Genomic DNA, 21,120 nt, shown 5'->3' on the forward strand with positions numbered 1-21,120 from the left:
TCAGACAAGGGAGCCACTGTTTTGATCGACGGCATTCTCGAAACAGCGCTCTATGTCGATGATCTCGATGCGGCGGAAGCCTTTTACGGTGAACTGCTCGGGCTTGAGCGGGTGCTGCGGGCCGGCGATCGCCACGTGTTTTACCGATGCGGACCCGGCATCCTGTTGATCTTCAATCGCGCCGAGACGCTGAAGTCGCCGCCTGATGATGCGCTGCCGGTTCCGCCGCATGGCACGACAGGACCGGGGCATGTGTGCTTTCGTATGGACGGCCCGGCGATTGACAGAATGGTCGAAAAGCTCAACAAGGCGGGCATCGTGATTGAAAGCGATTTTCGCTGGCCAACCGGCGCCCGATCCCTCTATTTCCGCGACCCGGCCGGCAACAGTCTGGAATGCGCAGAGCCGAGGCTCTGGAATCTATAGGAACCTTCATGCGCAAGCTTGAGACGAAAACGATCGTCGTTGCCAGCCACAATGCCGGCAAGATCCGTGAGATTGCCGAATTGATCGGTCCGTTCGGCTTTTCGGCAAAGTCCGCAGCCGAACTGAAGTTCGAGGAACCGGACGAGACCGGCACGACATTCGAGGAAAATGCGGCGATCAAGGCGCTTGCGTCTGCCAAGGCGTCCGGCCTGCCCGCCCTTTCCGACGATAGCGGCATCGTCATCGATGCGCTGGACGGTGCTCCCGGTGTCTATACCGCCAACTGGGCCGAGCGCGAGGATGGCAGCCGTGATTTCGCGATGGCGATGCAGAAGGTGGAAGACGCGCTGCAGGAAAAGGGTGCGACCACGCCCGACAAGCGCAGCTGCCGTTTTGTGAGCGTTCTCTGCCTTGCCTGGCCGGATGGCCACACCGAACTCTTCCGCGGCGATGTCGAGGGCGTTGTCGCCTGGCCGCCGCGCGGTGCTGCCGGGTTCGGTTACGACCCGATCTTCCAGCCGGAAGGTCACGAGACCACGTTCGGCGAAATGACCAGCGAGGAAAAGCACGGCTGGAAGCCTGGCGATGAGCACGCGCTTTCGCACCGGGCCCGCGCGTTCAAGCTGTTCGTCGAAACCTGCCTGGAGGCCTGATCCCCATTGAACGCCGTCGCTCCCCTTTTTTCCGGCATGCTGCTACCCGACACGGGTGAGCCGGGCTTCGGCGTTTACGTGCACTGGCCGTTTTGCGCGGCCAAATGCCCCTATTGCGATTTCAACAGCCATGTCCGCCACCAGCCCGTGGATCAGCTTCGCTACACCGCCGCGTTTCTGAAAGAGATGGAGACGATGCGCAAGATGAGCGGGCCGAAGACGGTCACGAGCATCTTTCTGGGCGGCGGCACGCCTTCGCTGATGGATCCTTCAACCGTCGGGGCGATCCTCAACGGGATCGCGCAGCACTGGCATGTGCCTGACGGGATCGAGATCACGATGGAGGCGAACCCTTCAAGCGTCGAGGCGGAGCGCTTTCGCGGCTACCGGGCTGCCGGCATCAACCGGGTTTCGATGGGCGTGCAGGCGCTCAACGATACGGATCTCAAATTCCTCGGCCGCCTGCATGACGTGGCAGACGCGCTGAAGGCGATCAAGCTGGCGCGCGAGATCTTTCCGCGCATGTCGTTCGACCTGATCTACGCCCGTCCCAAGCAGACCGTGGAGGCCTGGGAAGCGGAGCTGAAGCAGGCCATTTCCTATGCCGTCGATCACCTTTCCCTCTATCAGCTGACGATCGAGGAAGGCACGCCGTTCTACGGCCTGCACAAGGCTGGTAAGCTGATCGTTCCAGATGACGAGCAGTCGGCGCTTCTCTATGAGGCGACGCAGGAGATCACCGCAGCGCATGGCATGCCGGCCTACGAGGTCTCCAACCACGCCAAGCCGGGTGCCGAAAGCCGGCACAACCTGACCTACTGGCGCTATGGCGATTATGCCGGCATCGGTCCCGGCGCGCATGGCCGTCTGACGCGGGGACGCGACAAGATCGCCACTGCCACCGAGCGGCGTCCGGAGACCTGGCTGGATCAGGTCGAGACACAAGGCCACGGCATGGTCGACCAGGAACTGCTAGGCTTCGACGAGCAGGCGGACGAGTTGCTTCTGATGGGACTGCGCCTGACCGAAGGCGTCGACCTGGCGCGCTGGCAGGAGCTTTCCGGCCGCGATCCCGACCCGGTCCGCGAAGAGCGGCTTCTGGAACACGGCTTTATCGAGCGGCTGGGAAATTCCAGGCTGCGCTGCACGCCGTCCGGCATGCTGATCCTCGATGCTGTCGTTGCCGACCTCGCCTGCTGACTAGGCCTTTACCGCCGTCACATGCAGCCATTCGGTCGGCCGGTCATCATAGCCGCTGCCGTCGTTCGTGCTTATCTCGAGCGATGACCACGTGACGGTCCTGTAGGCCTGTTCGAGCCAGGGCCGCGACGGGTTGTTGTAATAGCGACCTATCGCATCCGTCATCTCTTCCTCGCCGGTCTTATAGCTTGCGTAGAAAATGCCGCCAGGGCGCAGCGCCCGGTGGATGCGGGCAAGGATATCGGCGAGATCATTTCTCGGCGTGTGCAAAAGGCAGGCATTGGCCCAGACGCCACTATAGGCAGCAACGCTGTCGATATCCCCGAAGCGCAGTAGCGCGACTCTACGCCCCAGACGGCGCGAGGCTTGCTCTGCCATTTCCGCAACGCCATCCGTCGGGGTGACGTCAAAGCCGCGTTCAATCATGAAACCGCTGTCGCGGCCATTGCCGCAGCCAAGTTCCAGAACTCGGGCACCCGGAGAGAGGCGGGAGAGAAATGCTTCCAGCCGGATCTCGTTCGCCTTTTCCCGATAACCGGCATAGGCCTTCGCATTGTCGGCGTAGAAGCGGAGGGTCTGATCGTGTTCCGCCATGGCTCTTACTTCTGTGACAGGAGAAGCTTGGTGCCGAAGCCGACGAAGACGGTGGCAACGCCGAGGTCGATCTTCTGCTTGGCCTTGAGATAGGCGCTCGCTACCCGCGGATGGGTGATCAGGCCGACCAGAAACGTATAGTAACAGGCCGAAACCGCGACCATGACAGCGATTGCCGCTAGCCCGTAGAGAAACGGCGTGCCCGCCGGCATGGTAGCGGCAAACAGCGAGGCAACGAAGAGAGCCGATTTCGGGTTGGCGAGGTTGGTCGCAAGCCCCAGTCGGTAAGCCTTCCTCAGCGGTATCTCGCGTTCTGTGGGGGCAAATTCGGGTGTTGTCCGGGCCTTCCGGACATCCATGAAGACGCGCAGGCCGAGCCATACGAGATAAAGACCGCCGACGATCTTCAGCGCGACATAGGCGAAGGGAGCTGCCTGAAACAGGGCATTGATCCCGAGCCAGCCCGCAAAGCCCCACAGGCATGTTCCGGTAATCGTTCCCATGGCTGCCGTAATGGCAACCCTGCGCGGTGCTGTGAGGCAATAGCGGATCACCAGCAGCGTATTTGGCCCGGGGGTAATGCAGGCGACAGCCCAGATGGTCGCCACGGATAAAAGAAACACGATACGCTCCTCGCACACCAAAAAAAATTGGTGTGCGCCAGAAGCCAAATCCCGTCAACGCCCGGACAAACAAAAACCGGCTCTCATCCGATGGATAAGAGCCGGCTTGGGTCGGTTAGTCGATGATCACAGATTGTTTTCGTTGATCAGGCGCTTCAGAAGCTCGACCTCGTGGCTGAGCTTGCTGTCGCCCGAGATCAGGTCCTCGATCTTGCGAACCGCGTGCAGCACGGTCGTATGGTCGCGGCCACCAAACCGACGGCCGATTTCCGGGAAGGAGCGCGGCGTCATGGTTTTCGAGAGGTACATGGCGACCTGGCGCGGCTTGACGATGACGCGGGTGCGGCGGTTGGAGACCAGTTCCTGCCGCGAGACGTTGTAATGGCGTGCCACGACGCGCTGGATATCCTCGATCCGGACGCGCCTTGCTTCCCCGGCGCCGACCAGATGGGCGAGAAGCTCGTCGACGCGCTCGATCGAGAGGTTCGGCTCAAACGAGCGACGGAACAGCAGCTGGTTGAACGCGCCTTCCAGTTCGCGACCGGTGCTGACGACGCTGCGTGCGACGTGATCGAGAATTTCGTGCGGGATATCGAGCGATGGATCATCCTGCTGGGCAGCCGCGAGACGACCTTTGAGCATTTCCATGCGCATATCGTAGTCCGGCGTCTCGACCTCGATGGCCACGCCGCCCTGCAGACGCGAGCGAACCCGCGGATCGAGCGATTCCAGCTCCCAGGGCGCGCGGTCGGCAGCAACCACGACCTGCTTGGCGCTGTCGAGCAGCATGTTGAGCAGATGGCAGAATTCGTTCTGGATCATCTTGCCCTGCAGGAACTGCATGTCGTCGATGATCAACAGATCGATATGGCGCAGGCTGTCCTTGAGCGTCAGGGCATCATTGTCGCGGATCGCGGTTGCGAAACGCCACATGAAGTATTCGGCGGTGAGATAGACCACGCGCGGCATGCGGGGGCTGCCGACGGCGGCGTTGGCAATGGCCTGCAGAAGGTGGGTCTTGCCGAGACCGACACCGGAATGAATAAACAGCGGGTTGAAACGCACGGCACCGGCACCGGCTTCCGCAATCGTCTTGGCAGCGGCAAGCGCCACGCGGTTCGAGGCGCCTTCAACGAACGTGTCGAACGTATAACGGCTGTCGAGTGGCGAACCGAACAACGGGCCGGGCTGCGAGGACTGGCGAACCGGGATGGACGCGGCAGTCGGGAACGTGGCGATCTTGCCGATCTCACGCGGTGCAGATGGGCGTTGCGACGCGACAGGTGCCGGAGCATCCGAGCCAATGACGCCGTCCTGGACATCCGATACCGGCTTTGCAGCGCGGGTTGCCGTGCGGACCAGGATCTCCACCTTGAGGATCTCGGCATCTTCCGCCTGGAAGATCGACGTGATCAGATCGAGATAACGGTTGTTGATCCAAGACTTCAGAAACGTCGTGGGCACCGTGAGCCTGACGACACTCTTCGAGACGGTGTGAAGCTTAAGTCTTGCAAACCAGCTTGCGTAAACATCCTGGCCGACCTGTGCTTTAAGACGCACACTGAACCGCTCGAAAAGAGCATCATGCTTCATAACTGGTGTTTCCCCTGCCGCCTGTGCGCAAACGGAATCAAACGCCTGTCGTGCATTGCCCCCGTTGCCGGTTGCACGAGCCGATACGTTATTCATTTGCATTATTCGCCGCCTTTTCCATAGGAGCCCGGCGGTTCTGTTTCCCGCCAGGACACATTCTTTTTAACTACGTCCGACAGCCCGTCTCCGCGAGGAAACGATGACTGCCCTTCCCCATCGATTAAAGTTCCAGGCCAACCGCCCGGACCATCAAAGATCGATCCGGATCACCTCGTCTGATCCAGACCTGCGGGAGCCAACCCGCAACTCAGCGCACGCTCCATCCTCGTTATGAAGAGCCGCTGACTTCCCAATGCCTTCTTCCGACTCCCCAGTCGGCCCCGTCACGCATAAGTTCAGCTGTTGCCGGAAAAGCCAATTTCCGGCTTGCAACCATCGGTTAAATAAGGAAACGAGAAAAACATCTCGCCGCAAGCTGCTTAAAGTCCCCGGGCCGCTCGGTGTCGAGCGGTTGTCGGCAGGCTCTAGGAGTGAACTCCATGCCTCTCGCTAAAAGCCATTTAGGCAGGATCAAATGGCAAGATCAATGATGAATTTTACGCAAAATCCGAGCGCGACCGTTGACTCTCTGGGCGCGATTTGAATGGCCGGAGGGTTGCGGAGAAGAATCCCAGTTGAATCAATGGGATTCAAAATCCATCTATTTCTGATGGTACGATTCAGAGAAAAAATAAAAAAAACCTTGACTCAGAAAGCAGGCGGCGGGTTGGCGGAATTGCCGCCAGACTTGGGCAGACCTCTCATAAGCCTTTGTAATTCATCGGGAAAATCTGTCACGCACCTGACACGTAACCGTTACTGAGCCGGTTAACGAAGTACAAAGGACCGAGAATCACAAAAAGCCCGGTCGACCGACCAGGCTTTTGATGCATGCACGCTAAAGGTGATATTAGGCGGAGAGTGCCTTGACGCGAGCTGCCAGGCGCGAGACCTTGCGGGACGCCGTGTTGCTGTGAAGGACGCCCTTCGTTGCAGCGCGTGCGATTTCCGGCTGAGCTGCCTTCAGAGCAGCAGCAGCGACGGATACGTCACCCGTTGCGATCGCTTCTTCAACCTTGCGGATAAAGCCACGAACGCGCGAGCGGCGGGACTTGTTGACTGCGGTACGGCTAGCGATCTTGCGGGTCGCTTTTTTCGCCGAAGTTGTATTGGCCATATCATGCCTCTCTACGAATTCGAACCAAAACTCCGCCGTTGCCGCGTAGGTCCTGCGACCATCAATCCAGCAATTCGGGAGCAATAGAGGAAGCCGTCGATCAGGCTTTCCCAACTGTGGGCGGGCATATAACCGGTATAGCGCGCCTCGTCAACGCGGATTCGCATGAAGGGTGCTGCTGAATTTGCCGTTTGGCGAAGTCCCGCGTCCTTTTCGCGACCATAACCCCTCCCACTCTCCTTATAGGGACGCGCCTTCAAACATCGCCTGCAACGGCTGATCACTTCTGGCAGCGCGGGCAGTAGAAGGTGGAGCGGCCGGCTTGGGTGATACGAGAAACGGTGCCGCCGCAGCCCGGCGTGCGGCAGGGCTTATCCTCCTGGTCATAGACAGAGAAGGAATGCTGGAAATAGCCAAGCGAGCCGTCCGTCTGGATATGGTCGCGCAGAGACGAGCCGCCGGCTGCAATCGCATCGGCAATGACAGCGCGGATCGCTTCCGTCAGCAGCACCAGCTCCTTCTTCGGCCGGCCCTTGCGCGTGACGATGCTGCCCGCTGCCCTCTTCGGCGACAGGTGCGCGCGCCACAGCGCTTCGCAGACATAGATATTGCCGAGACCGGCGATCACGGTCTGATCGAGCAGCGTGCTCTTCAATGGCTGCGCCTTGCCGGAAAACCGCTTGCCGAGATACTCCGCATCGAGCGCGTTGCCGGTCGGCTCCGGACCGAGTTGCGCAAATGCCGGGTAGAGATCGAGCTCGCTGCGCTTTGCCAGATGCAGGAAGCCGAAACGGCGCGGATCATTATAGATGACCTTCAATGTCTCGTTGCCACGCTCCAGATGAAAGACGACGTGGTCATGCTTCTCGTCCTTGGAGCGCGGATGATGAAATGTGCCAAGCGCCTCTTCCTCGACCCTGAACGAGCCGGACATGCCGAGATGGGCAATGATGGTGAGATCGTCTTCGAGGTCGATCAGCAGGTATTTGGCGCGTCTTCCCAGCGCGATGATCTGCCGGCCTTCGACTGCGGCGACAAGATTTTCCGGGAACGGAAAGCGCAGATCGGTGCGGTTCAGCTGCAGCCTTGCAAGCTTTGCTCCCTCCATGGCCGGAGAAAGGCCGCGACGAACGGTTTCGACCTCTGGCAATTCGGGCATGGTCTACCTAACTTCCTGTTTCAACGATGCCGCCGGTGCTCTATAGACCGGGCGGTAATCCACCACATAGCGTCCGGAAACCGGTTTCGCTATGGTCCGCCTGGATAGAGACACCGAGGAGCTGCCCATGACCGAAGCCCGCACCCGCGCCGAAGGCGGAATGGAAACCTCCTATGGCTTCCGCCAGGTGGCCGATGGGGAAAAGCAGGGCCTCGTCAACGACGTATTCCACAAGGTCGCCAAGCGCTATGACGTGATGAACGACGTCATGTCGGCGGGCATGCACCGGGTGTGGAAGGACGCGATGATTACCGCGCTCAATCCGCGCAAGGATGCGAGCTACCGGACGCTGGATGTGGCGGGCGGCACCGGCGACGTCGCATTCCGCATCGTCGAGGCCTCGGGCCTCAAGGCCCATACGACGGTGCTCGATATCAATGGCTCGATGCTGGCCGTGGGTGCCGAGCGGGCGCAGAAGAAAAAGCTGTCCGGCAATCTCGATTTCATCGAGGCGAATGCAGAATCCCTGCCCTTCGAGGACAATTCCTTCGACGCCTATACGGTCGCCTTCGGGATCCGCAACGTTCCGCGCATCGACGTGGCGCTGTCTGAAGCCTTTCGCGTGCTGAAGCGTGGCGGACGGTTGCTGGTTCTGGAATTTTCGGAAGTTGAACTTCCGCTGCTCGACAAGTTTTACGACGAGTGGTCGTTCCGGGCGATCCCGCGCTTCGGCAAGATGATCACCGGTGATTCCGAGCCCTACCAGTATCTGGTGGAATCGATCCGCAAATTCCCCAACCAGGAAAATTTCGCAGCGATGATCCGCACCGCCGGTTTTTCGCGCGTGAGCTACACCAATTATACCGGCGGGATCGCGGCGCTGCATTCCGGCTGGAAGCTCTGAAGCGATGAGCACGATCGGCGCTTATTTCCGGCTCGCCCGTGTCGGCTGGGTTCTTGTCCGCGAAGGCGTGGTTTCGGCCCTGCCGACACAGGACCTGCCGCCGGCCGTCGGCATTCTCAAGTCCATGCTCGAGCCGCTCACCCGTTTCAGGGCGAAGAAGCAGCCCCGCAGCGAAAGGCTGACCCGCGCCGTGGGAAGGCTTGGTCCTTCCTATGTGAAGATCGGCCAATTTCTCGCCACCCGCCCGGATGTCGTCGGCGTCGACTGGGCCGTCGATCTTGCCATGCTGCAGGACCGGATGGCCTTCTTCCCCACGGATGCTGCCAAAACCGCCGTCGAGACCTCGCTTGGCCGCCCGATCAGTGATCTCTACACATCGTTCGAAGAGCCGATTGCGGCCGCCTCGATCGCGCAGGTGCACCCGGCCGAAGTGAACGGCAAAAAGATGGCCGTGAAAGTGGTGCGCCCCGGCGTGCGCCAGCGTTTCGCAAATGACATCGAAGGCATGTATGTGGTTGCCCGCATGCAGGAACGCCTGATGCCCTCCAGCCGCCGGCTTCGCCCGATTGAGGTGACGCGGACGCTGGAACAGACGACCAAGATGGAAATGGACCTGCGCCTGGAGGCTGCAGCCCTTTCCGAGATTGCCGAAAACACGGCGGACGACCCAGGTTTCCGCGTGCCTGAAGTGGACTGGGAACGGACCGGCCGCGACGTCATCACCATGGAGTGGATCGACGGCGCCAAGATGAACGACGTCCCGGCGCTGAGGGCTGCCGGCCACGATCTGGAAAAGCTCGCGGAAGTGCTGATCCAGTCCTTCCTGCGTCACACGCTGCGCGACGGCTTTTTCCATGCCGACATGCACCCCGGTAACCTTTTCGTCGAGCCTGATGGTACGATCGTCGCGGTCGACATGGGGATCACCGGACGGCTGGGAAAAAAGGAACGGCGCTTCCTAGCCGAAATCCTCTACGGCTTTATCACCCGCGACTATATGCGTGTCGCCGAGGTGCATTTCGAAGCGGGCTATGTGCCAGCGCATCACGACGTTGCGGCCTTCGCGCAGGCGATCCGGGCGATCGGCGAGCCGATCCACGGTCAGCCCGCCGAAACCATCTCCATGGCCCGGCTGCTGGCGCTGCTGTTCGAAGTGACCGACCTGTTCGAGATGCAGACCCAGCCGCAGTTGATCCTCTTGCAGAAGACCATGGTCGTCGTCGAAGGCGTTTCGCGTATCCTCGACCCGCGTTTCAACATGTGGAAGGCCGCAGAGCCGGTCGTCGGCCAGTGGATCCGCGACAATCTTGGCCCCAAGCGCATCGCATCCGACCTTAAGGACGGGATGAAGGCAGGGCTGAAGCTCGCCGAAGCCTTGCCGGAGATTGCCGCCAAGACGGAAACCCTGCACCGGGAACTCGTTCACATGAGCGAACACGGCCTGCGTTTCGATCCCGAAACGGCAGACGCGATCGGCAAGGCGGAAGCCCGGCACAGCCGCTCCGGCCGCTGGGCACTGTGGATCATCGCGATCTCGCTCGTCGTCATCGCCTTCGCCGTCGTCTGAAAAGGCGCGTTGCGACATCAGATGTCCAGGTTCTGGGATATACCTTGGACGACAGGATGAATTAGTGTGCGGGCAAAAAGGAATGCCATGTCCGCCGCACCCAAAAACCCAGACCGCATCACAATCGAACTCACCGGCCAGCCGATCGGCTTTGCCGAGCTGATCAAGATCGGCCGTGGCGAGGTAACCGTGACAGCCAGTGCCGAAGGGCTTGCCCGTGTCGCTGCGGCGCGGTTGGTGCTGGAAAGCACGATTGCCGAGGGCACGCCCGTCTATGGCGCGACGACCGGCGTTGGTGCGATGAAGGACGTCGCGTGGTCGCCGGAAGAGCTGGACGCTTTCAATATCGGGCTCGTCCGGGCCCATCACTTCGGCACCGGCGAACCGTTTCCGATCTGCGTCGTGCGCAATGCGATGGCGTTGCGCGTCAACACGGCGCTGACGGGCTATGTGGGTTGCTCGACCGAACTGGTTCAGGCCTATCTCGATCTGCTGCAGGCCGACGTCATTCCGGTCGTGCGGCGCACCGGCTCGATCGGCTGCGCCGATATCGGTCTGATGGGGCAGATCGGTGCTGTCCTGACCGGCGTCGGCGAGGCAATGTTCGAGGGACGCCGCCTGCCCGCAGCGGAAGCCTTTGCGGCGGCAGGCATCGCGCCGATGAAAATGGCGCCGCGCGACAGCCTTGCCTCGCTCAGCGTCAATTCCGTCAGCTTTGCGGCCGCCGCCGACGCGACGCGCACGGCCGCCTGCGCCATCCGAACGCTGCTTGCCACAGGCATGGCCGCTTCCGGTGCGATGGGCGGATCCCGCGACCCGTGGATTGCCGTCACCCATGTGGGCACGCCACGCGAGGCGATGATCGGCAAATGGCTGTGCAACGCGTCCGAAGGCTGGGACTGGCCGAAGGCAACGCAAATCCAGGACCCGTTGAGCCTGCGTATGATCGCGCAGGTGTTCGGCACGGTGTTTGAAAGCGTGCTGACCGCCGGCCACAAGATACTGGCGGCGACGGGCCGCTCCGACGACAACCCCGTGATCGTCGACGGCCGGGTTCTGACGTCAGGCGGTTCGCTGCCGCTCGACGTTACGGTGCTCCTGGAATCGGCATCGCTGACGATGGCGCATGCGGCACGCAATGCCTTCAACCGCTGCGTTCTTCTTGGAAACGGCCAGCGCCGCGATCTGCCGGTCAATCTGGTTCCGCATGGTGTGATTGCGACGGGCTTCGGGCCGATCATCAAGCTGGCCGGCGAGATCTTTTCGCGCGTGCTGTCGATGACCAACCCGGTTTCGGCGCAGTCGCTGGTGGTGGCCGGCGGCATGGAGGACGAGGCAGCGTTTCTGCCGCTGGTGATCGAGCGGTTCGAGCGACAGGTGCAGGCCCTGCAGAGACTGGCAGCGCTGGAAGCGCTGCTTGCTGCCCAGGCCATGGATATCCACGGCGACGAGCCGGGTGGCGCGGTCAAGCTGATCTACGATGCCGTACGCCGCCATGCAGCCTTCTACACGGTCGATCGGCCGCTTTCGGCGGAGGTTGAGGCGATCGAGGCAGAACTCGCGTCCGAGGCCTTCCTGACAGAGCTGATCGCCATCTCGCCGATCCATGCGATCGACGGTTTCTTTGCGCTTGGTGGCTTCGGCATGCAGGGCGTACAACCCACGCAAGCGTGAGCGTAATGCGCCTTTATTCCGCCGGGTTCTTCAGACTTTCTTGAAGGAATATAGTCCTTTCGCGTGCCCCAGGTGGCCATTTGGAGTTTGCCCATGGCGCTTGGCGCTTCCCGACGGCTGCAGGACGGCGTCGTTGCCGTCGAAACGATGACGCGATTTGCGCTGGCAGTGCTGGCCCTGGCATCGGGCGTCTATACCTATCTCGGTGCCCGCACCATTCTCGACGGGTCGCCGACGGCGGTGTTCTTTGCCGCGATCATCTATTCCGTGTCGGTGTCGGTCGGCATCTATGCCTTCTGGTCCTACATGGCGCGGTTCTATCCGCATATCACATCGCGGACCGGGCGCACGGCAATGCTGGCAGTAATGGCCGCAGGTACCGTGATGATCATGGCGATGTCGAGCTGGCTGAACGCTGCGGCACTTGCCGGTTCGTCCGCCGTCGAACAGCACCTTTCCGAAACCGTGGAAGCCTATACGGCCGATCTCGACCGCGCGCACCAGAACGCGATCGCCGCGCAGAGCCTGCTGCCGGATATCCAGCGCGCCGGTGAGCGGTTCTCGCAGCTTGCCGGTGTCGAGCGCCAGTCCGGCTCGCTGACCGGCACCACCGGCTCCGGCAGCGTGGTGCAGTTGCTCACCCAGATGTCGGCCCAGATGAAATCGCTGGAAGGCAATATCAACGGGTCGCGCGAACAGGTGGCCGATCTTTTCGAACAGGGCCAGAAGCGGCTTGAGGCGATGCGCGGGCTGGTCTCGGCGCCGGGCGATATCGGACCTCGCGCCGACCAGTTCTCAACCGAAGCCGTGGCGCTGACGGGGGTCGTGTCCTCGCTCTCGCAGACCTCGATCGCGCCGTCGATCCGTCGTGCGGCAGACGATCTGGCGATCGGCTTTATTGCGCCGGTGCCGGATGGCGCCGCGCCCGACCTCGTCAACCGCCAGAACCAGGTAATGGAGACGGTGAAGGCTTCGGTGAGCGCGCAATCCAAGGCGCTGGCCAAGGCTGCCGACGAGATCCTGTCGCGTCCGACTGTCGGAGAACGGCGCTTCGTGCCGCTTTCGCCGGCCGGCGCCGTTCTGGAATATGCCGGCGACTTTATTCCCGCCTGGGCCGGCGCGATCTCCATCGACCTTCTGCCGGGTGTGATGGTGTTCATCCTGGCCGTCGTGCATGGCGCGATCCGGAGACAGGAGGACCCGCTTCCGTTTGCCGAGCGCATTACCGCTGCCGAGCTTTTGCAGGCGCTCGAAGTCCAGCGCGCCGTCAGCGCCAGCGGCATGAGCGTGGAACAGGCGACCGCTGCCATGGAAAAGCCCGTGACATCCGAGGAGGACGCCCGATTGGCCGAGCGGAAGGCGGACGAGGTGAAGGCCGAAGAGGCAAAGGCCGACGAGAATACCAATATCACCAGTCTCGATCCGAAAACGCGCCGGGACCGCAGCCATGAGGATCGGTGAGGCAATCCGCCGGCTCGACGACGGTGTCATCCTGCGCGGCGTGTTTTATTTGATGCTCGGCATTTCCGGCATTTTCCTCGTGACCGACATTCGCGAGATCGCGACTGCAAAGCCCGAGAGCCCGGGTTACGATCCGATGCGCGAGACGGATCCCGTGCTGCCACCAGCGCTGACCGAGGGGCGACCGGCAGCGCCGCCCGTCGAGCCTTCAAGCCCGGCAGACGTGCTGCGCAAGGCGATGAACTTCAACCTGACAACGGGTGGCATTCTGAAGGCTGAAGGAGCGATCGAGCCGGGTGCTGCCGAGCGCTTTGCGACCGAGATCGAAGCCCGCGGCGAATATGTGAAGACGGTGTCGCTCAACTCCCCCGGCGGCTCGGTGGGCGACGCGATCGCCATGTCGAAGCTGATCCGAGAGAAGAAGCTGGCCACGCTTGTGGTGACCAAGGGGCTCTGTGCTTCCTCCTGCCCCATCGTGTTTGCCGGCGGTGTCACGCGGGTGGCCCAAAAGGATGCGGTGATCGGCGTGCACCAGGTGTTCAACGGCGGCCGCAACAGGCCGAGCGCCGACGAGGCGATGTCCGGCGCACAGGCGACGACCGCACGCGTGACGCGACATCTCGAAGAAATGGGGATCGGCTCCGGCCTGTGGCTGCACGCACTGGAGACCCCGCCGGACCGACTGTACTATCTGACGCCGAAGGAAATGACGGATTTCAAACTGACGACCTCGCCGGCTCCCGCCGTCAACGCATCGGCCAAGAAGAGCTAGCCGCGGCGCGTGATACTGCGCGACAGCAGTGCTGCCGCGAGGGCGAGCGCCAGCATGGTCCCGGTAAATGCCGATACGGCCCACCAGCCATCGGCGCTCCAGAAGTGGCCGCCCACCGAGCCGGCGACGCTTGAGCCCAGATAATATCCCAGAAGATAGAGCGAGGAGGCGTGTCCCTTGGTGCCTTTCGCCATCCGGCCAACCAATGCGCTTGCCACAGAATGGGCGATGAAGAAGCCGGAGGTGAGCAGCACGATGCCGAGAATGATCAGCGGCAGCGGCGTGGCGAGTGTGATGACGACGCCTGTAAAGGCCAGGACGATGCCGGTGAGCATGACGGCGAAATGGCCGAAGCGATCTCCAAGAATACCGGCGGCCCAGGACGCGACGATGCCGAACAGATAGACCGTGAAGATCAGCCCAAGCTCCGTCTGATCGAGGCTGTAGGGTGCGTCCACAAGCCGGAAGCCGATGTAATTGTAGATGGTAACGAACGCTCCCATCAGCAGGAAACCGATGGCAAATAGTAGTGCCAGGGCCGCATGGTTCAGGTGGCCGAGCCAGGCATCGACATGATAGCGCAGGTTGGATTTGCGCGGCACGAAGTTGCGCGATGGCGGCAGGAGAACGAGAAAGCCGATGGCGGCGACGATGCCGAGCGCGCCCATGCCGACAAGCGCCAGGCGCCAGGAGAAATATTCCGCCAGAACCCCGGTGACGACACGCCCAGCCATGCCGCCAAAGGCGTTGCCGGCGATATAAAGGCCCATCGCGGCGCCGAGCCCTTTCGGATCGACTTCCTCCGACAGATAGGCCATGGCGACCGCCGGAACGCCGCCGAGCAACAGGCCTTCAAGCGCACGAATGATCAGAAGCAGGTTCCAGTTCGGCATGGCGGCGCAGGCGATGGTGCAGATCGAGGCGCCGAGCAGAGACACGAACATCAGGCTGCGGCGGCCGAACCGCTCCGACACGGCGGCGGCGCAAAAGATGGCGAGTGCCAGAAAGCCCGTCGACAGCGACAGGGACAGCGAGCTTGCCGCCGGACTGACGCCGAAATCACGCGCGAAGATCGGCATCAGCGGCTGGACGCAGTAGAGCAGCGCAAAGGTTGAAAAGCCCGACATGAAGAAGGCGAGACTTGCCCTACGATAGGCCGGCGTGCCGCGGACGAGATAGAGCTTCTCCCCCTCGCCCGCTTCTGCAAGAGCTTGACCGTTCGGTGCCGCGGGCAGATCGGCGTTCAGGGATGCGGAGGCGGGCATGGGGAATTCGACCTTTCAGATCCATCAAACGTAGCCAGTCGGTTCCCATTAATCCAATATATGGCGCAGGCGTTCTTGATAGGTTTTACAGATACCGATGGAACTGAGGCATATCCGCTATTTCCTCGCTGTCGCCGAGGAGCAGAATTTCACGCGGGCTGCGGCGCGGCTTGGTATTGGTCAGCCGCCGCTCAGCCAGCAGATCCGAGATCTCGAAAACGAGATCGGGGCAGCGCTTTTTCACCGCGTGCCGCATGGTGCGGAACTGACTGCGGCCGGCGCAGCGTTTCTGCCCGAAGCGCGGGCTTCGCTTGCGGCCACAGAGGCTGCGAAACTTTCTGCCCGGCGCGCCGCGCGCGGCGAGACAGGCAAGCTGGCACTGGGCTTTACCGCGTCTGCGGCCTTCAACCCGGTCGTGACGGGCGCTATCCGGCGTTTCCGGAGCGAGTGGCCGGGCGTTGCGCTGTCGCTGGCGGAAATGAACAGCAACTGGCTGATCGAGAAACTGGAACGCGGTGAGATCGACGCCGCTTTTATCCGTCCAGGCTTGGAAGACCCGAAGGCGGTGCGGCTGAAACGTCTGGCGGACGAGCCGATGCTGATCGCACTGCCGGCGCACCACGAGCTTGCGACCTTAAGCACCGTGCCGATCGCAGCGCTTGCGGGAGAACCCTTCGTGCTGTTCCCGCGCACGGTGGGTCTCAGCCTCTTCGACGATATCCTGAGCGCCTGCCGCGATGCCGGGTTCGAGCTCAACGTCACGCAGGAAGCGCCGCAGATCCCGTCCGTGGTCAATCTGGTTGCGGCGGGGCTGGGCGTCTCGATCGTGCCGGGCTCGATCACGAAGATCGCCATCGAGGGCGTCGTGTACCGGCCGATCGAGGGGCCGGGACCGGTGGCGCGGCTGGGGATCGCCGTCATGAAGGCACAGCGTTCCCCGATCGCGCTCAACCTGTTCGAACTGGTCTAGGCCGACCGGTTAGCCTTTGATTTCGCGTTCGCAGAAGGTGATGCGGTTGCTGAACGGATCCGTCACCGAAACCTCCAGCCCCAGGGCGCCTGATGCAGCCCCGGCCGCATATATGGATAGTCCTTGGCATTGAGTTCACCGTGGAGCGCTGCAGCACCGGTGATGGGGACAAACACGCGGGCACCCGGCGAGGCATCGCCCGCATGTTCGGACAGATGCATCAGCATGCCGCTGCGCGATATCTGGCAATAGAGCGGTGCGTCGGGAGCGAACCGATGCTCCCAGTCGACGGTGAAGCTTAAGAACCCGCAATAGAACTCCATCGCCTTGCCGACGTCGAAAATGCGGAAGATCGGGATGGCCGGCTGGATCAGGGTCTGGCTTGAGGCAGGTTCGACCGACTTGAAATCATTCATTGCGACCGCCGTTCATCGGAGTTTCACCACTCTTGCTGCAGGACGATTGCATGTTCAAGAACAAAACCCTAGCTTCCGGTCACTTCGAAAGCGGGCGGGCTATGGAACTCAAAGACAAGCGTATCCTTCTCATCATCTCCGGCGGGATCGCGGCTTACAAGAGCCTCGACCTGATCCGGCGGCTGCGCGAACGCGGCGCCTCGGTGCGGCCGGTCATGACCAGGGCTGCCCAGGAGTTCGTGACGCCGCTTGCCGTCGGGGCATTGTCGGGCGGGCATGTCTATACGGAGATTTTTTCGCGCGAGGACGAGCAGGATGTCGGCCATATCCGGCTGGCGCGCGACGCGGACCTCGTGATCGTCGCACCCGCAAGTGCCGACCTGATGGCAAAGATGGCCCACGGAATGGCGGACGACCTGGCAAGCGCCGTGCTTCTGGCGACCGATCTGCCCGTGCTGGTGGCGCCTGCCATGAACCCGAAAATGTGGTCGGCTCCTCCGACGAAACGCAATGCCGAGACACTGAAGGCTGATGGCATCCATATGATTGGCCCGATGGTCGGCGAGATGGCTGAGAGCAACGAGGCCGGCGCCGGCCGGATGGCAGAGCCGCTTCAGATCGTTGCCGCGGCGATTGCGCTGCTGGATGCTTCGCCCAAGCCGCTCGCCGGCAAGACGGCGATTGTGACCTCCGGTCCCACCCATGAGCCGATCGACCCGGTGCGCTACATTGCCAACCGCTCGTCCGGCCGTCAGGGCCACGCGATTGCTGCGGCGCTGGCGAAACTCGGTGCCGATGTGACACTCGTTTCAGGCCCGGTGACAATCCCCGATCCCGATGGCGTCACGACGCTGCATGTGGAGACGGCGGCCGAGATGCTCGAAGCCGTGACAAGCCATCTTCCCGCCGATATCGCCGTCATGGTGGCGGCCGTCGCCGACTGGCGGGTGGCTTCCTCCGCCGACCAGAAGATCAAGAAAATGCCGGGCGAAGCACCGGCTCCGCTGATGCTGACCGAAAACCCCGACATCCTCAAAACTGTCGGGCATCACGAAAAGCGCCCCAGACTTGTCGTCGGTTTTGCTGCCGAGACGCAGAATGTCGAAGAGAACGGGCGATCGAAGCTTCAGCGCAAGGGTGCGGACCTGATTGTTGCAAACGACGTCTCTCCTCAGACCGGCGTCATGGGCGGCATGCGCAATCAGGTGAAGATCATCAGCGAGACCGCGATCAATGCGTGGCCCGATCTCGGCAAGGACGAGGTTGCGATGCGGCTCGCCGAGCTGATAGCGGCCCGGCTCGCATGAGGATCACGCGGCCTTCGACAGCGCCTGCGGCTGGAAGAGCAGTGCCTGCATGCCATCCGGGCAGACCTTGACGGCGCTGCCGTCTGGAATTTCTACCCAGGTATCGGCCTCGTCGTTCAAAGGTTCGGACACCAGGCAGTAACCGGTCTTTGATCCATCCGCATCCGACCCCTTGCCCGTCATCGGTGCGGCGTAGAGGGTCGGTGGCTTGTGATCCGTGGCATAGCGCACCGCATAAAGCTGGCGGCCGTTGGAAAAGCATGCGGTGAAGCGCACGAGTGCCGTGCCGAGCCGTTCCATCGAGATGTCTTCGACGGCGGCGATCGCCTTTTCCATTGCGCCCAAGGGATCGGCATCCATGCCGAACTGCAGCGCCAGCAGGAAGAGAAGCTCGGAATCAGTCGATCCGGTCCGGGCCGAGAACAGTTCGTCCGATAACAGGCTTTCGAGCGGCCGGCGGATCGCTTCGAAGCTCGCGACCTGGCCATTGTGCATGAAGGACCAGTGGCCATGCACGAAGGGGTGACAGTTGTCGCGCCGTGTTGCGCCCGTCGTTGCGGCGCGGACATGGGCAAGAAACAGTGGCGAGCGGATCTGCCGTGCGATACTGCGCAGATTGCAGTCGGACCAGGCCGGAAGAATGTCCCTGTAGCGGCCAGGCTCTGGTCTGTCTCCATACCAGGCGATGCCGAAACCATCGCCATTGGTGGCGGTCTTTGCGCGTGTGGCACAGTGGGATTGCTCGATCAGGGAATGGGCGGGCGAAGAGACCAGTTCTTCCAGATAAAGCGGTTCGCCCCGATAAGCTGCCCAACGACACATCTGTCTTTCTGCTCCACTCTGTCTGCCTGCAACGCACGCAACCGTCGAAAATCAAGCGTCTCGAAATAGGGTTAATGAAAAATGAATTACCGGCCCAGATGACAGTTTTGTGGCCCCTTCCCCATCACGTTTTGCAACGCAATGTTGCCTCAGCCTGTTGTCGCGGCGGCTTCAAAGCCTAAATGAAGCTGCATGGTTGATGATACAAAATCGAGCGCGGACGCGCATGCCGGCACATCTGACGGCACCGACATTCTGCACGAAGTGCTGAACCAGCCCGGGAAATGGGCAGTTTTCTTCGATATCGACGGTACGCTGATCGACATCGCGGATACGCCTGATGGTATCGTCGTGCCTGACGATCTGGCCGAGAATCTGACCCGGCTTTCCGCGAAACTGAGCGGCGCCGTGGCGCTGGTGACGGGTCGGGCTCTGCCCTACGCCGATCAGCTCTTCAAGCCGCATGTCTTTCCGATTGCCGGCCTGCACGGGGCGGAAAGACGATCCATGTCGGGAGCGATCGAGCGGGTAACGCCAGGTCCTGATTTCGAGGCGCTGAAGGTGGATCTTGCCGAGGAAGCAACAGCCTGGCCGGGCGTTCTTGTCGAGGACAAGGGTCTCGCCGTGGCTGCCCACTACCGACAGGCGCCGACATTCAAGGGGCAAGTCGAGGCGGCGATGGAACGCTACCGCGAGCGGGCAGGATCCGACTTTACGCTGCAGCGGGGCAAGATGGTGGTGGAAATCCGCCCTGCCCGCGCCAGCAAGGGCGATGCGCTACGGGCTTTTCTCAGCGAAGAGCCATTTGCCGGCCGGTTGCCTATCGCGATCGGTGACGATGTAACTGATGAAGCGATGTTCAGGGTTGCCAACAAGCTGGGCGGCCACTCGATCCGTATTTCCGATATCGCGGCCGACACCGTCGCGTCGGCAACATTGGGATCGGCCGCCGAACTGCGCGCGCTGATCGCCAAGCTTGCCGCAGCCTGAACTGATTTGAGAATGCATTTTCGAAAGGAAATATCGTGAGCCGTCTAGTGGTCGTATCGAACCGCGTCACCGTTCCGGACAAGACCGGTGCGGCACCTGCCGGCGGCCTTGCCGTAGCCCTGCAGGCAGCCCTTGAGGAACGCGGCGGCATCTGGATGGGTTGGTCCGGCAATTCCAGCGGCAACGAGGAACCCGGCCCGCTCGAGATGCAGGAGCATGGCGCGATCACCTATGCGCTGACCGATCTCACCGACACCGACGTCGAGGAATATTATCACGGCTTTGCCAACCGGGTGCTCTGGCCGATCTGCCACTACCGGATGGACTTGGCCGAATACGGTCGCAAGGAAATGGCCGGCTATTTCCGGGTGAACCGCTTCTTTGCGCAGAAGCTTGCGCCGCTTCTCAAGGAAGACGACATCATCTGGGTGCATGACTACCACCTGATCCCGCTGGCAGCCGAACTTCGCCAGATGGGTTTCAAGAACAAGATCGGCTTCTTCCTGCATATCCCGTGGCCACCAGCCGACGTGCTGTTCACCATGCCGGTTCATGAGCAGATCATGCGCGGTCTTTCGCAGTATGACCTGGTCGGTTTCCAGACGGATTTCGATCTGGACAATTTTGGCGGCGGGCTGGTGCGCGAAGGGATCGGCGAGCGGATCGACGGCGGCAAGAAGTTTTCGACCTTCGGGCGCACCTTCAAGGGCGGCGCCTATTCGATCTCGATCGAGACCGAGATCTTTTCCAAATTCGCGATCAAGGCCGAAAAGAACGCGATGGTGCGCAAGGCCCGCCAGAGCGTCGAGGGCAAGGATCTCATCATCGGCGTCGACCGCCTGGATTATTCAAAGGGCATCACGCAGCGTATCGACGCCTTCGAGCAGTTTGTCGCCACCAACCCGGATCACCACAACAAGGTGACCTATCTGCAGATCACGCCGAAATCGCGGTCCGAAGTGCCTGAGTACGAGCAGATGCAGCGCATGGTGGCCGAACAGGCTGGCCGCGTGAACGGGGCGATCGGCACCGTGGACTGGGTGCCAATCCGCTATATCAACAGATCCGTGCCACGCCCGGTACTTGCAGGTCTCTACCGGCTGGCGAAGATCGGCCTCGTGACGCCGCTGCGCGACGGGATGAACCTAGTTGCCAAGGAATATGTGGCGGCGCAGGATCCGGAAGATCCGGGCGTGCTGGTGCTGTCGCGCTTTGCCGGAGCGGCCCGCGAGCTGCGCGGCGCGCTGCTGGTCAATCCATACGACATCGAGGGAACGGCGCATGCCATCGCGCGCGGGCTCAGCATGCCGCTCGACGAGCGCAAGCAGCGCTGGCAGATGATGATGGACCACCTGCTGACCTACGACATCAATCGCTGGTGCGACGACTTCCTCAAGGACCTTATCGAGGACTGAGTATCCGCTGGAGCCGCCCCGCAATGACGGGCGGCTTCGGCCTCTATTGAGAGAGGCGGATTGACCGGCCGCCGCCAATGCGCTGAATAGATC

The 21,120-nt window shown here is 61.8% G+C and carries 19 protein-coding genes and 1 pseudogene; 12 read left to right on the top strand and 8 right to left on the bottom strand.

The window, feature by feature from the left end:
* Positions 1-21: 21 nt before the first annotated feature.
* From AC0JZ8_RS04170 to hemW, 3 genes are read left to right on the top strand one after another with little or no spacing between them, the layout of a single operon-like run.
* On the top strand, positions 22-426 hold the full coding sequence (locus AC0JZ8_RS04170; protein ID WP_192087615.1) for a VOC family protein: 405 nt from the start codon (positions 22-24) through the stop codon (positions 424-426).
* 8 nt (positions 427-434) lie between these two features.
* Positions 435-1,079 (top strand): RdgB/HAM1 family non-canonical purine NTP pyrophosphatase, encoded by a 645-nt coding sequence (rdgB, locus tag AC0JZ8_RS04175; RefSeq protein ID WP_471891877.1) that lies wholly within the window; start codon positions 435-437, stop codon positions 1,077-1,079.
* 36 nt (positions 1,080-1,115) lie between these two features.
* Positions 1,116-2,279, top strand: a complete 1,164-nt coding sequence (gene hemW, locus AC0JZ8_RS04180) for a radical SAM family heme chaperone HemW (RefSeq protein ID WP_062454924.1) — start codon at positions 1,116-1,118, stop codon at positions 2,277-2,279.
* On the opposite strand, the gene AC0JZ8_RS04185 is transcribed toward hemW, so the two are convergent.
* The 5 genes from AC0JZ8_RS04185 to mutM all read right to left on the bottom strand — a co-directional run bounded on the left by AC0JZ8_RS04185 (position 2,280) and on the right by mutM (position 7,464).
* Complete coding sequence (locus AC0JZ8_RS04185) at positions 2,280-2,873, bottom strand: class I SAM-dependent methyltransferase (protein ID WP_062454036.1); 594 nt, start codon at positions 2,871-2,873, stop codon at positions 2,280-2,282.
* Positions 2,874-2,878: 5 nt separating this feature from the next.
* Positions 2,879-3,496 carry a LysE family translocator gene (locus AC0JZ8_RS04190; RefSeq protein ID WP_184654175.1) on the bottom strand — a complete coding sequence of 206 codons (618 nt, stop codon included), beginning with the start codon at positions 3,494-3,496 and terminating at the stop codon, positions 2,879-2,881.
* A 126-nt stretch (positions 3,497-3,622) separates the two neighbouring features.
* A complete protein-coding gene (gene dnaA, locus AC0JZ8_RS04195) occupies positions 3,623-5,191 on the bottom strand; it encodes a chromosomal replication initiator protein DnaA (protein WP_471891878.1) in 1,569 nt (522 codons plus the stop codon).
* 847 nt (positions 5,192-6,038) lie between these two features.
* Positions 6,039-6,305, bottom strand: coding sequence for a 30S ribosomal protein S20 (gene rpsT, locus AC0JZ8_RS04200; protein ID WP_062454038.1), 267 nt, complete (start codon positions 6,303-6,305; stop codon positions 6,039-6,041).
* Between the two features lie 280 nt (positions 6,306-6,585).
* Positions 6,586-7,464, bottom strand: coding sequence for a bifunctional DNA-formamidopyrimidine glycosylase/DNA-(apurinic or apyrimidinic site) lyase (gene mutM, locus AC0JZ8_RS04205; RefSeq protein WP_471891879.1), 879 nt, complete (start codon positions 7,462-7,464; stop codon positions 6,586-6,588).
* 127 nt (positions 7,465-7,591) lie between these two features.
* On the opposite strand from mutM, the gene ubiE reads away from it, so the two are divergent.
* The 5 genes from ubiE to AC0JZ8_RS04230 all read left to right on the top strand — a co-directional run bounded on the left by ubiE (position 7,592) and on the right by AC0JZ8_RS04230 (position 13,842).
* Positions 7,592-8,368 carry a bifunctional demethylmenaquinone methyltransferase/2-methoxy-6-polyprenyl-1,4-benzoquinol methylase UbiE gene (gene ubiE / locus AC0JZ8_RS04210; protein ID WP_062454932.1) on the top strand — a complete coding sequence of 259 codons (777 nt, stop codon included), beginning with the start codon at positions 7,592-7,594 and terminating at the stop codon, positions 8,366-8,368.
* A 4-nt stretch (positions 8,369-8,372) separates the two neighbouring features.
* Positions 8,373-9,935: a 2-polyprenylphenol 6-hydroxylase gene (ubiB, locus tag AC0JZ8_RS04215; RefSeq protein ID WP_471891880.1), complete on the top strand. Its 1,563-nt coding sequence runs from the start codon at positions 8,373-8,375 to the stop codon at positions 9,933-9,935.
* Between the two features lie 87 nt (positions 9,936-10,022).
* Positions 10,023-11,609 (top strand): aromatic amino acid lyase, encoded by a 1,587-nt coding sequence (locus AC0JZ8_RS04220; protein ID WP_209902942.1) that lies wholly within the window; start codon positions 10,023-10,025, stop codon positions 11,607-11,609.
* A gap of 93 nt (positions 11,610-11,702) precedes the next feature.
* Positions 11,703-13,070 carry a hypothetical protein gene (locus AC0JZ8_RS04225; RefSeq protein WP_471891881.1) on the top strand — a complete coding sequence of 456 codons (1,368 nt, stop codon included), beginning with the start codon at positions 11,703-11,705 and terminating at the stop codon, positions 13,068-13,070.
* On the top strand, positions 13,057-13,842 hold the full coding sequence (locus AC0JZ8_RS04230; RefSeq protein WP_471891882.1) for a COG3904 family protein: 786 nt from the start codon (positions 13,057-13,059) through the stop codon (positions 13,840-13,842). Before AC0JZ8_RS04225 ends, AC0JZ8_RS04230 begins: the two co-directional genes overlap by 14 nt.
* Here the strand turns inward: AC0JZ8_RS04230 and AC0JZ8_RS04235 are convergent.
* A complete protein-coding gene (locus AC0JZ8_RS04235; protein WP_471891883.1) occupies positions 13,839-15,107 on the bottom strand; it encodes an MFS transporter in 1,269 nt (422 codons plus the stop codon). The genes AC0JZ8_RS04230 and AC0JZ8_RS04235 overlap by 4 nt on opposite strands.
* 97 nt (positions 15,108-15,204) lie before the next feature.
* On the opposite strand from AC0JZ8_RS04235, the gene AC0JZ8_RS04240 reads away from it, so the two are divergent.
* Positions 15,205-16,077, top strand: a complete 873-nt coding sequence (locus AC0JZ8_RS04240) for a LysR family transcriptional regulator (RefSeq protein ID WP_471891884.1) — start codon at positions 15,205-15,207, stop codon at positions 16,075-16,077.
* A gap of 9 nt (positions 16,078-16,086) precedes the next feature.
* Here AC0JZ8_RS04240 and AC0JZ8_RS04245 read toward each other — a convergent pair.
* Positions 16,087-16,448, bottom strand: a pseudogene (locus AC0JZ8_RS04245) (glyoxalase superfamily protein); the annotation flags it as partial.
* Positions 16,449-16,594: 146 nt separating this feature from the next.
* On the opposite strand from AC0JZ8_RS04245, the gene coaBC reads away from it, so the two are divergent.
* Positions 16,595-17,800, top strand: a complete 1,206-nt coding sequence (coaBC, locus tag AC0JZ8_RS04250; protein ID WP_471893322.1) for a bifunctional phosphopantothenoylcysteine decarboxylase/phosphopantothenate--cysteine ligase CoaBC — start codon at positions 16,595-16,597, stop codon at positions 17,798-17,800.
* A 3-nt stretch (positions 17,801-17,803) separates the two neighbouring features.
* Here the strand turns inward: coaBC and AC0JZ8_RS04255 are convergent, their stop codons facing one another.
* The gene (locus AC0JZ8_RS04255) at positions 17,804-18,622 is read right to left on the bottom strand and encodes a class II glutamine amidotransferase (protein WP_113166959.1); all 819 of its coding nucleotides are present in this window, start codon (positions 18,620-18,622) and stop codon (positions 17,804-17,806) included.
* A gap of 192 nt (positions 18,623-18,814) precedes the next feature.
* Here AC0JZ8_RS04255 and otsB point away from each other — a divergent pair, with 192 nt between their 5' ends.
* The gene (gene otsB / locus AC0JZ8_RS04260; RefSeq protein WP_471891885.1) at positions 18,815-19,612 is read left to right on the top strand and encodes a trehalose-phosphatase; all 798 of its coding nucleotides are present in this window, start codon (positions 18,815-18,817) and stop codon (positions 19,610-19,612) included.
* 35 nt (positions 19,613-19,647) lie between these two features.
* Positions 19,648-21,027 (top strand): alpha,alpha-trehalose-phosphate synthase (UDP-forming), encoded by a 1,380-nt coding sequence (gene otsA / locus AC0JZ8_RS04265; protein ID WP_062454049.1) that lies wholly within the window; start codon positions 19,648-19,650, stop codon positions 21,025-21,027.
* Positions 21,028-21,120 lie beyond the last annotated feature (93 nt).

The sequence above is a fragment of the Velazquezella soli genome (assembly GCF_977018685.1).

Excerpts from the sequence above, each read along its gene's own strand:
- rdgB (WP_471891877.1), top strand. The coding sequence starts at position 435 with ATGCGCAAGCTTGAGACGAAAACGATCGTCGTTGCCAGCCACAATGCC.
- hemW (WP_062454924.1), top strand. The coding sequence starts at position 1,116 with ATGCTGCTACCCGACACGGGTGAGCCGGGCTTCGGCGTTTACGTGCAC.
- AC0JZ8_RS04185 (WP_062454036.1), bottom strand. The coding sequence starts at position 2,873 with ATGGCGGAACACGATCAGACCCTCCGCTTCTACGCCGACAATGCGAAG.
- dnaA (WP_471891878.1), bottom strand. The coding sequence starts at position 5,191 with ATGCAAATGAATAACGTATCGGCTCGTGCAACCGGCAACGGGGGCAAT.
- rpsT (WP_062454038.1), bottom strand. The coding sequence starts at position 6,305 with ATGGCCAATACAACTTCGGCGAAAAAAGCGACCCGCAAGATCGCTAGC.
- mutM (WP_471891879.1), bottom strand. The coding sequence starts at position 7,464 with ATGCCCGAATTGCCAGAGGTCGAAACCGTTCGTCGCGGCCTTTCTCCG.
- ubiE (WP_062454932.1), top strand. The coding sequence starts at position 7,592 with ATGACCGAAGCCCGCACCCGCGCCGAAGGCGGAATGGAAACCTCCTAT.
- ubiB (WP_471891880.1), top strand. The coding sequence starts at position 8,373 with ATGAGCACGATCGGCGCTTATTTCCGGCTCGCCCGTGTCGGCTGGGTT.
- AC0JZ8_RS04220 (WP_209902942.1), top strand. The coding sequence starts at position 10,023 with ATGTCCGCCGCACCCAAAAACCCAGACCGCATCACAATCGAACTCACC.
- AC0JZ8_RS04225 (WP_471891881.1), top strand. The coding sequence starts at position 11,703 with ATGGCGCTTGGCGCTTCCCGACGGCTGCAGGACGGCGTCGTTGCCGTC.
- AC0JZ8_RS04230 (WP_471891882.1), top strand. The coding sequence starts at position 13,057 with ATGAGGATCGGTGAGGCAATCCGCCGGCTCGACGACGGTGTCATCCTG.
- AC0JZ8_RS04235 (WP_471891883.1), bottom strand. The coding sequence starts at position 15,107 with ATGCCCGCCTCCGCATCCCTGAACGCCGATCTGCCCGCGGCACCGAAC.
- AC0JZ8_RS04240 (WP_471891884.1), top strand. The coding sequence starts at position 15,205 with ATGGAACTGAGGCATATCCGCTATTTCCTCGCTGTCGCCGAGGAGCAG.
- coaBC (WP_471893322.1), top strand. The coding sequence starts at position 16,595 with ATGGAACTCAAAGACAAGCGTATCCTTCTCATCATCTCCGGCGGGATC.
- AC0JZ8_RS04255 (WP_113166959.1), bottom strand. The coding sequence starts at position 18,622 with ATGTGTCGTTGGGCAGCTTATCGGGGCGAACCGCTTTATCTGGAAGAA.
- otsB (WP_471891885.1), top strand. The coding sequence starts at position 18,815 with ATGGTTGATGATACAAAATCGAGCGCGGACGCGCATGCCGGCACATCT.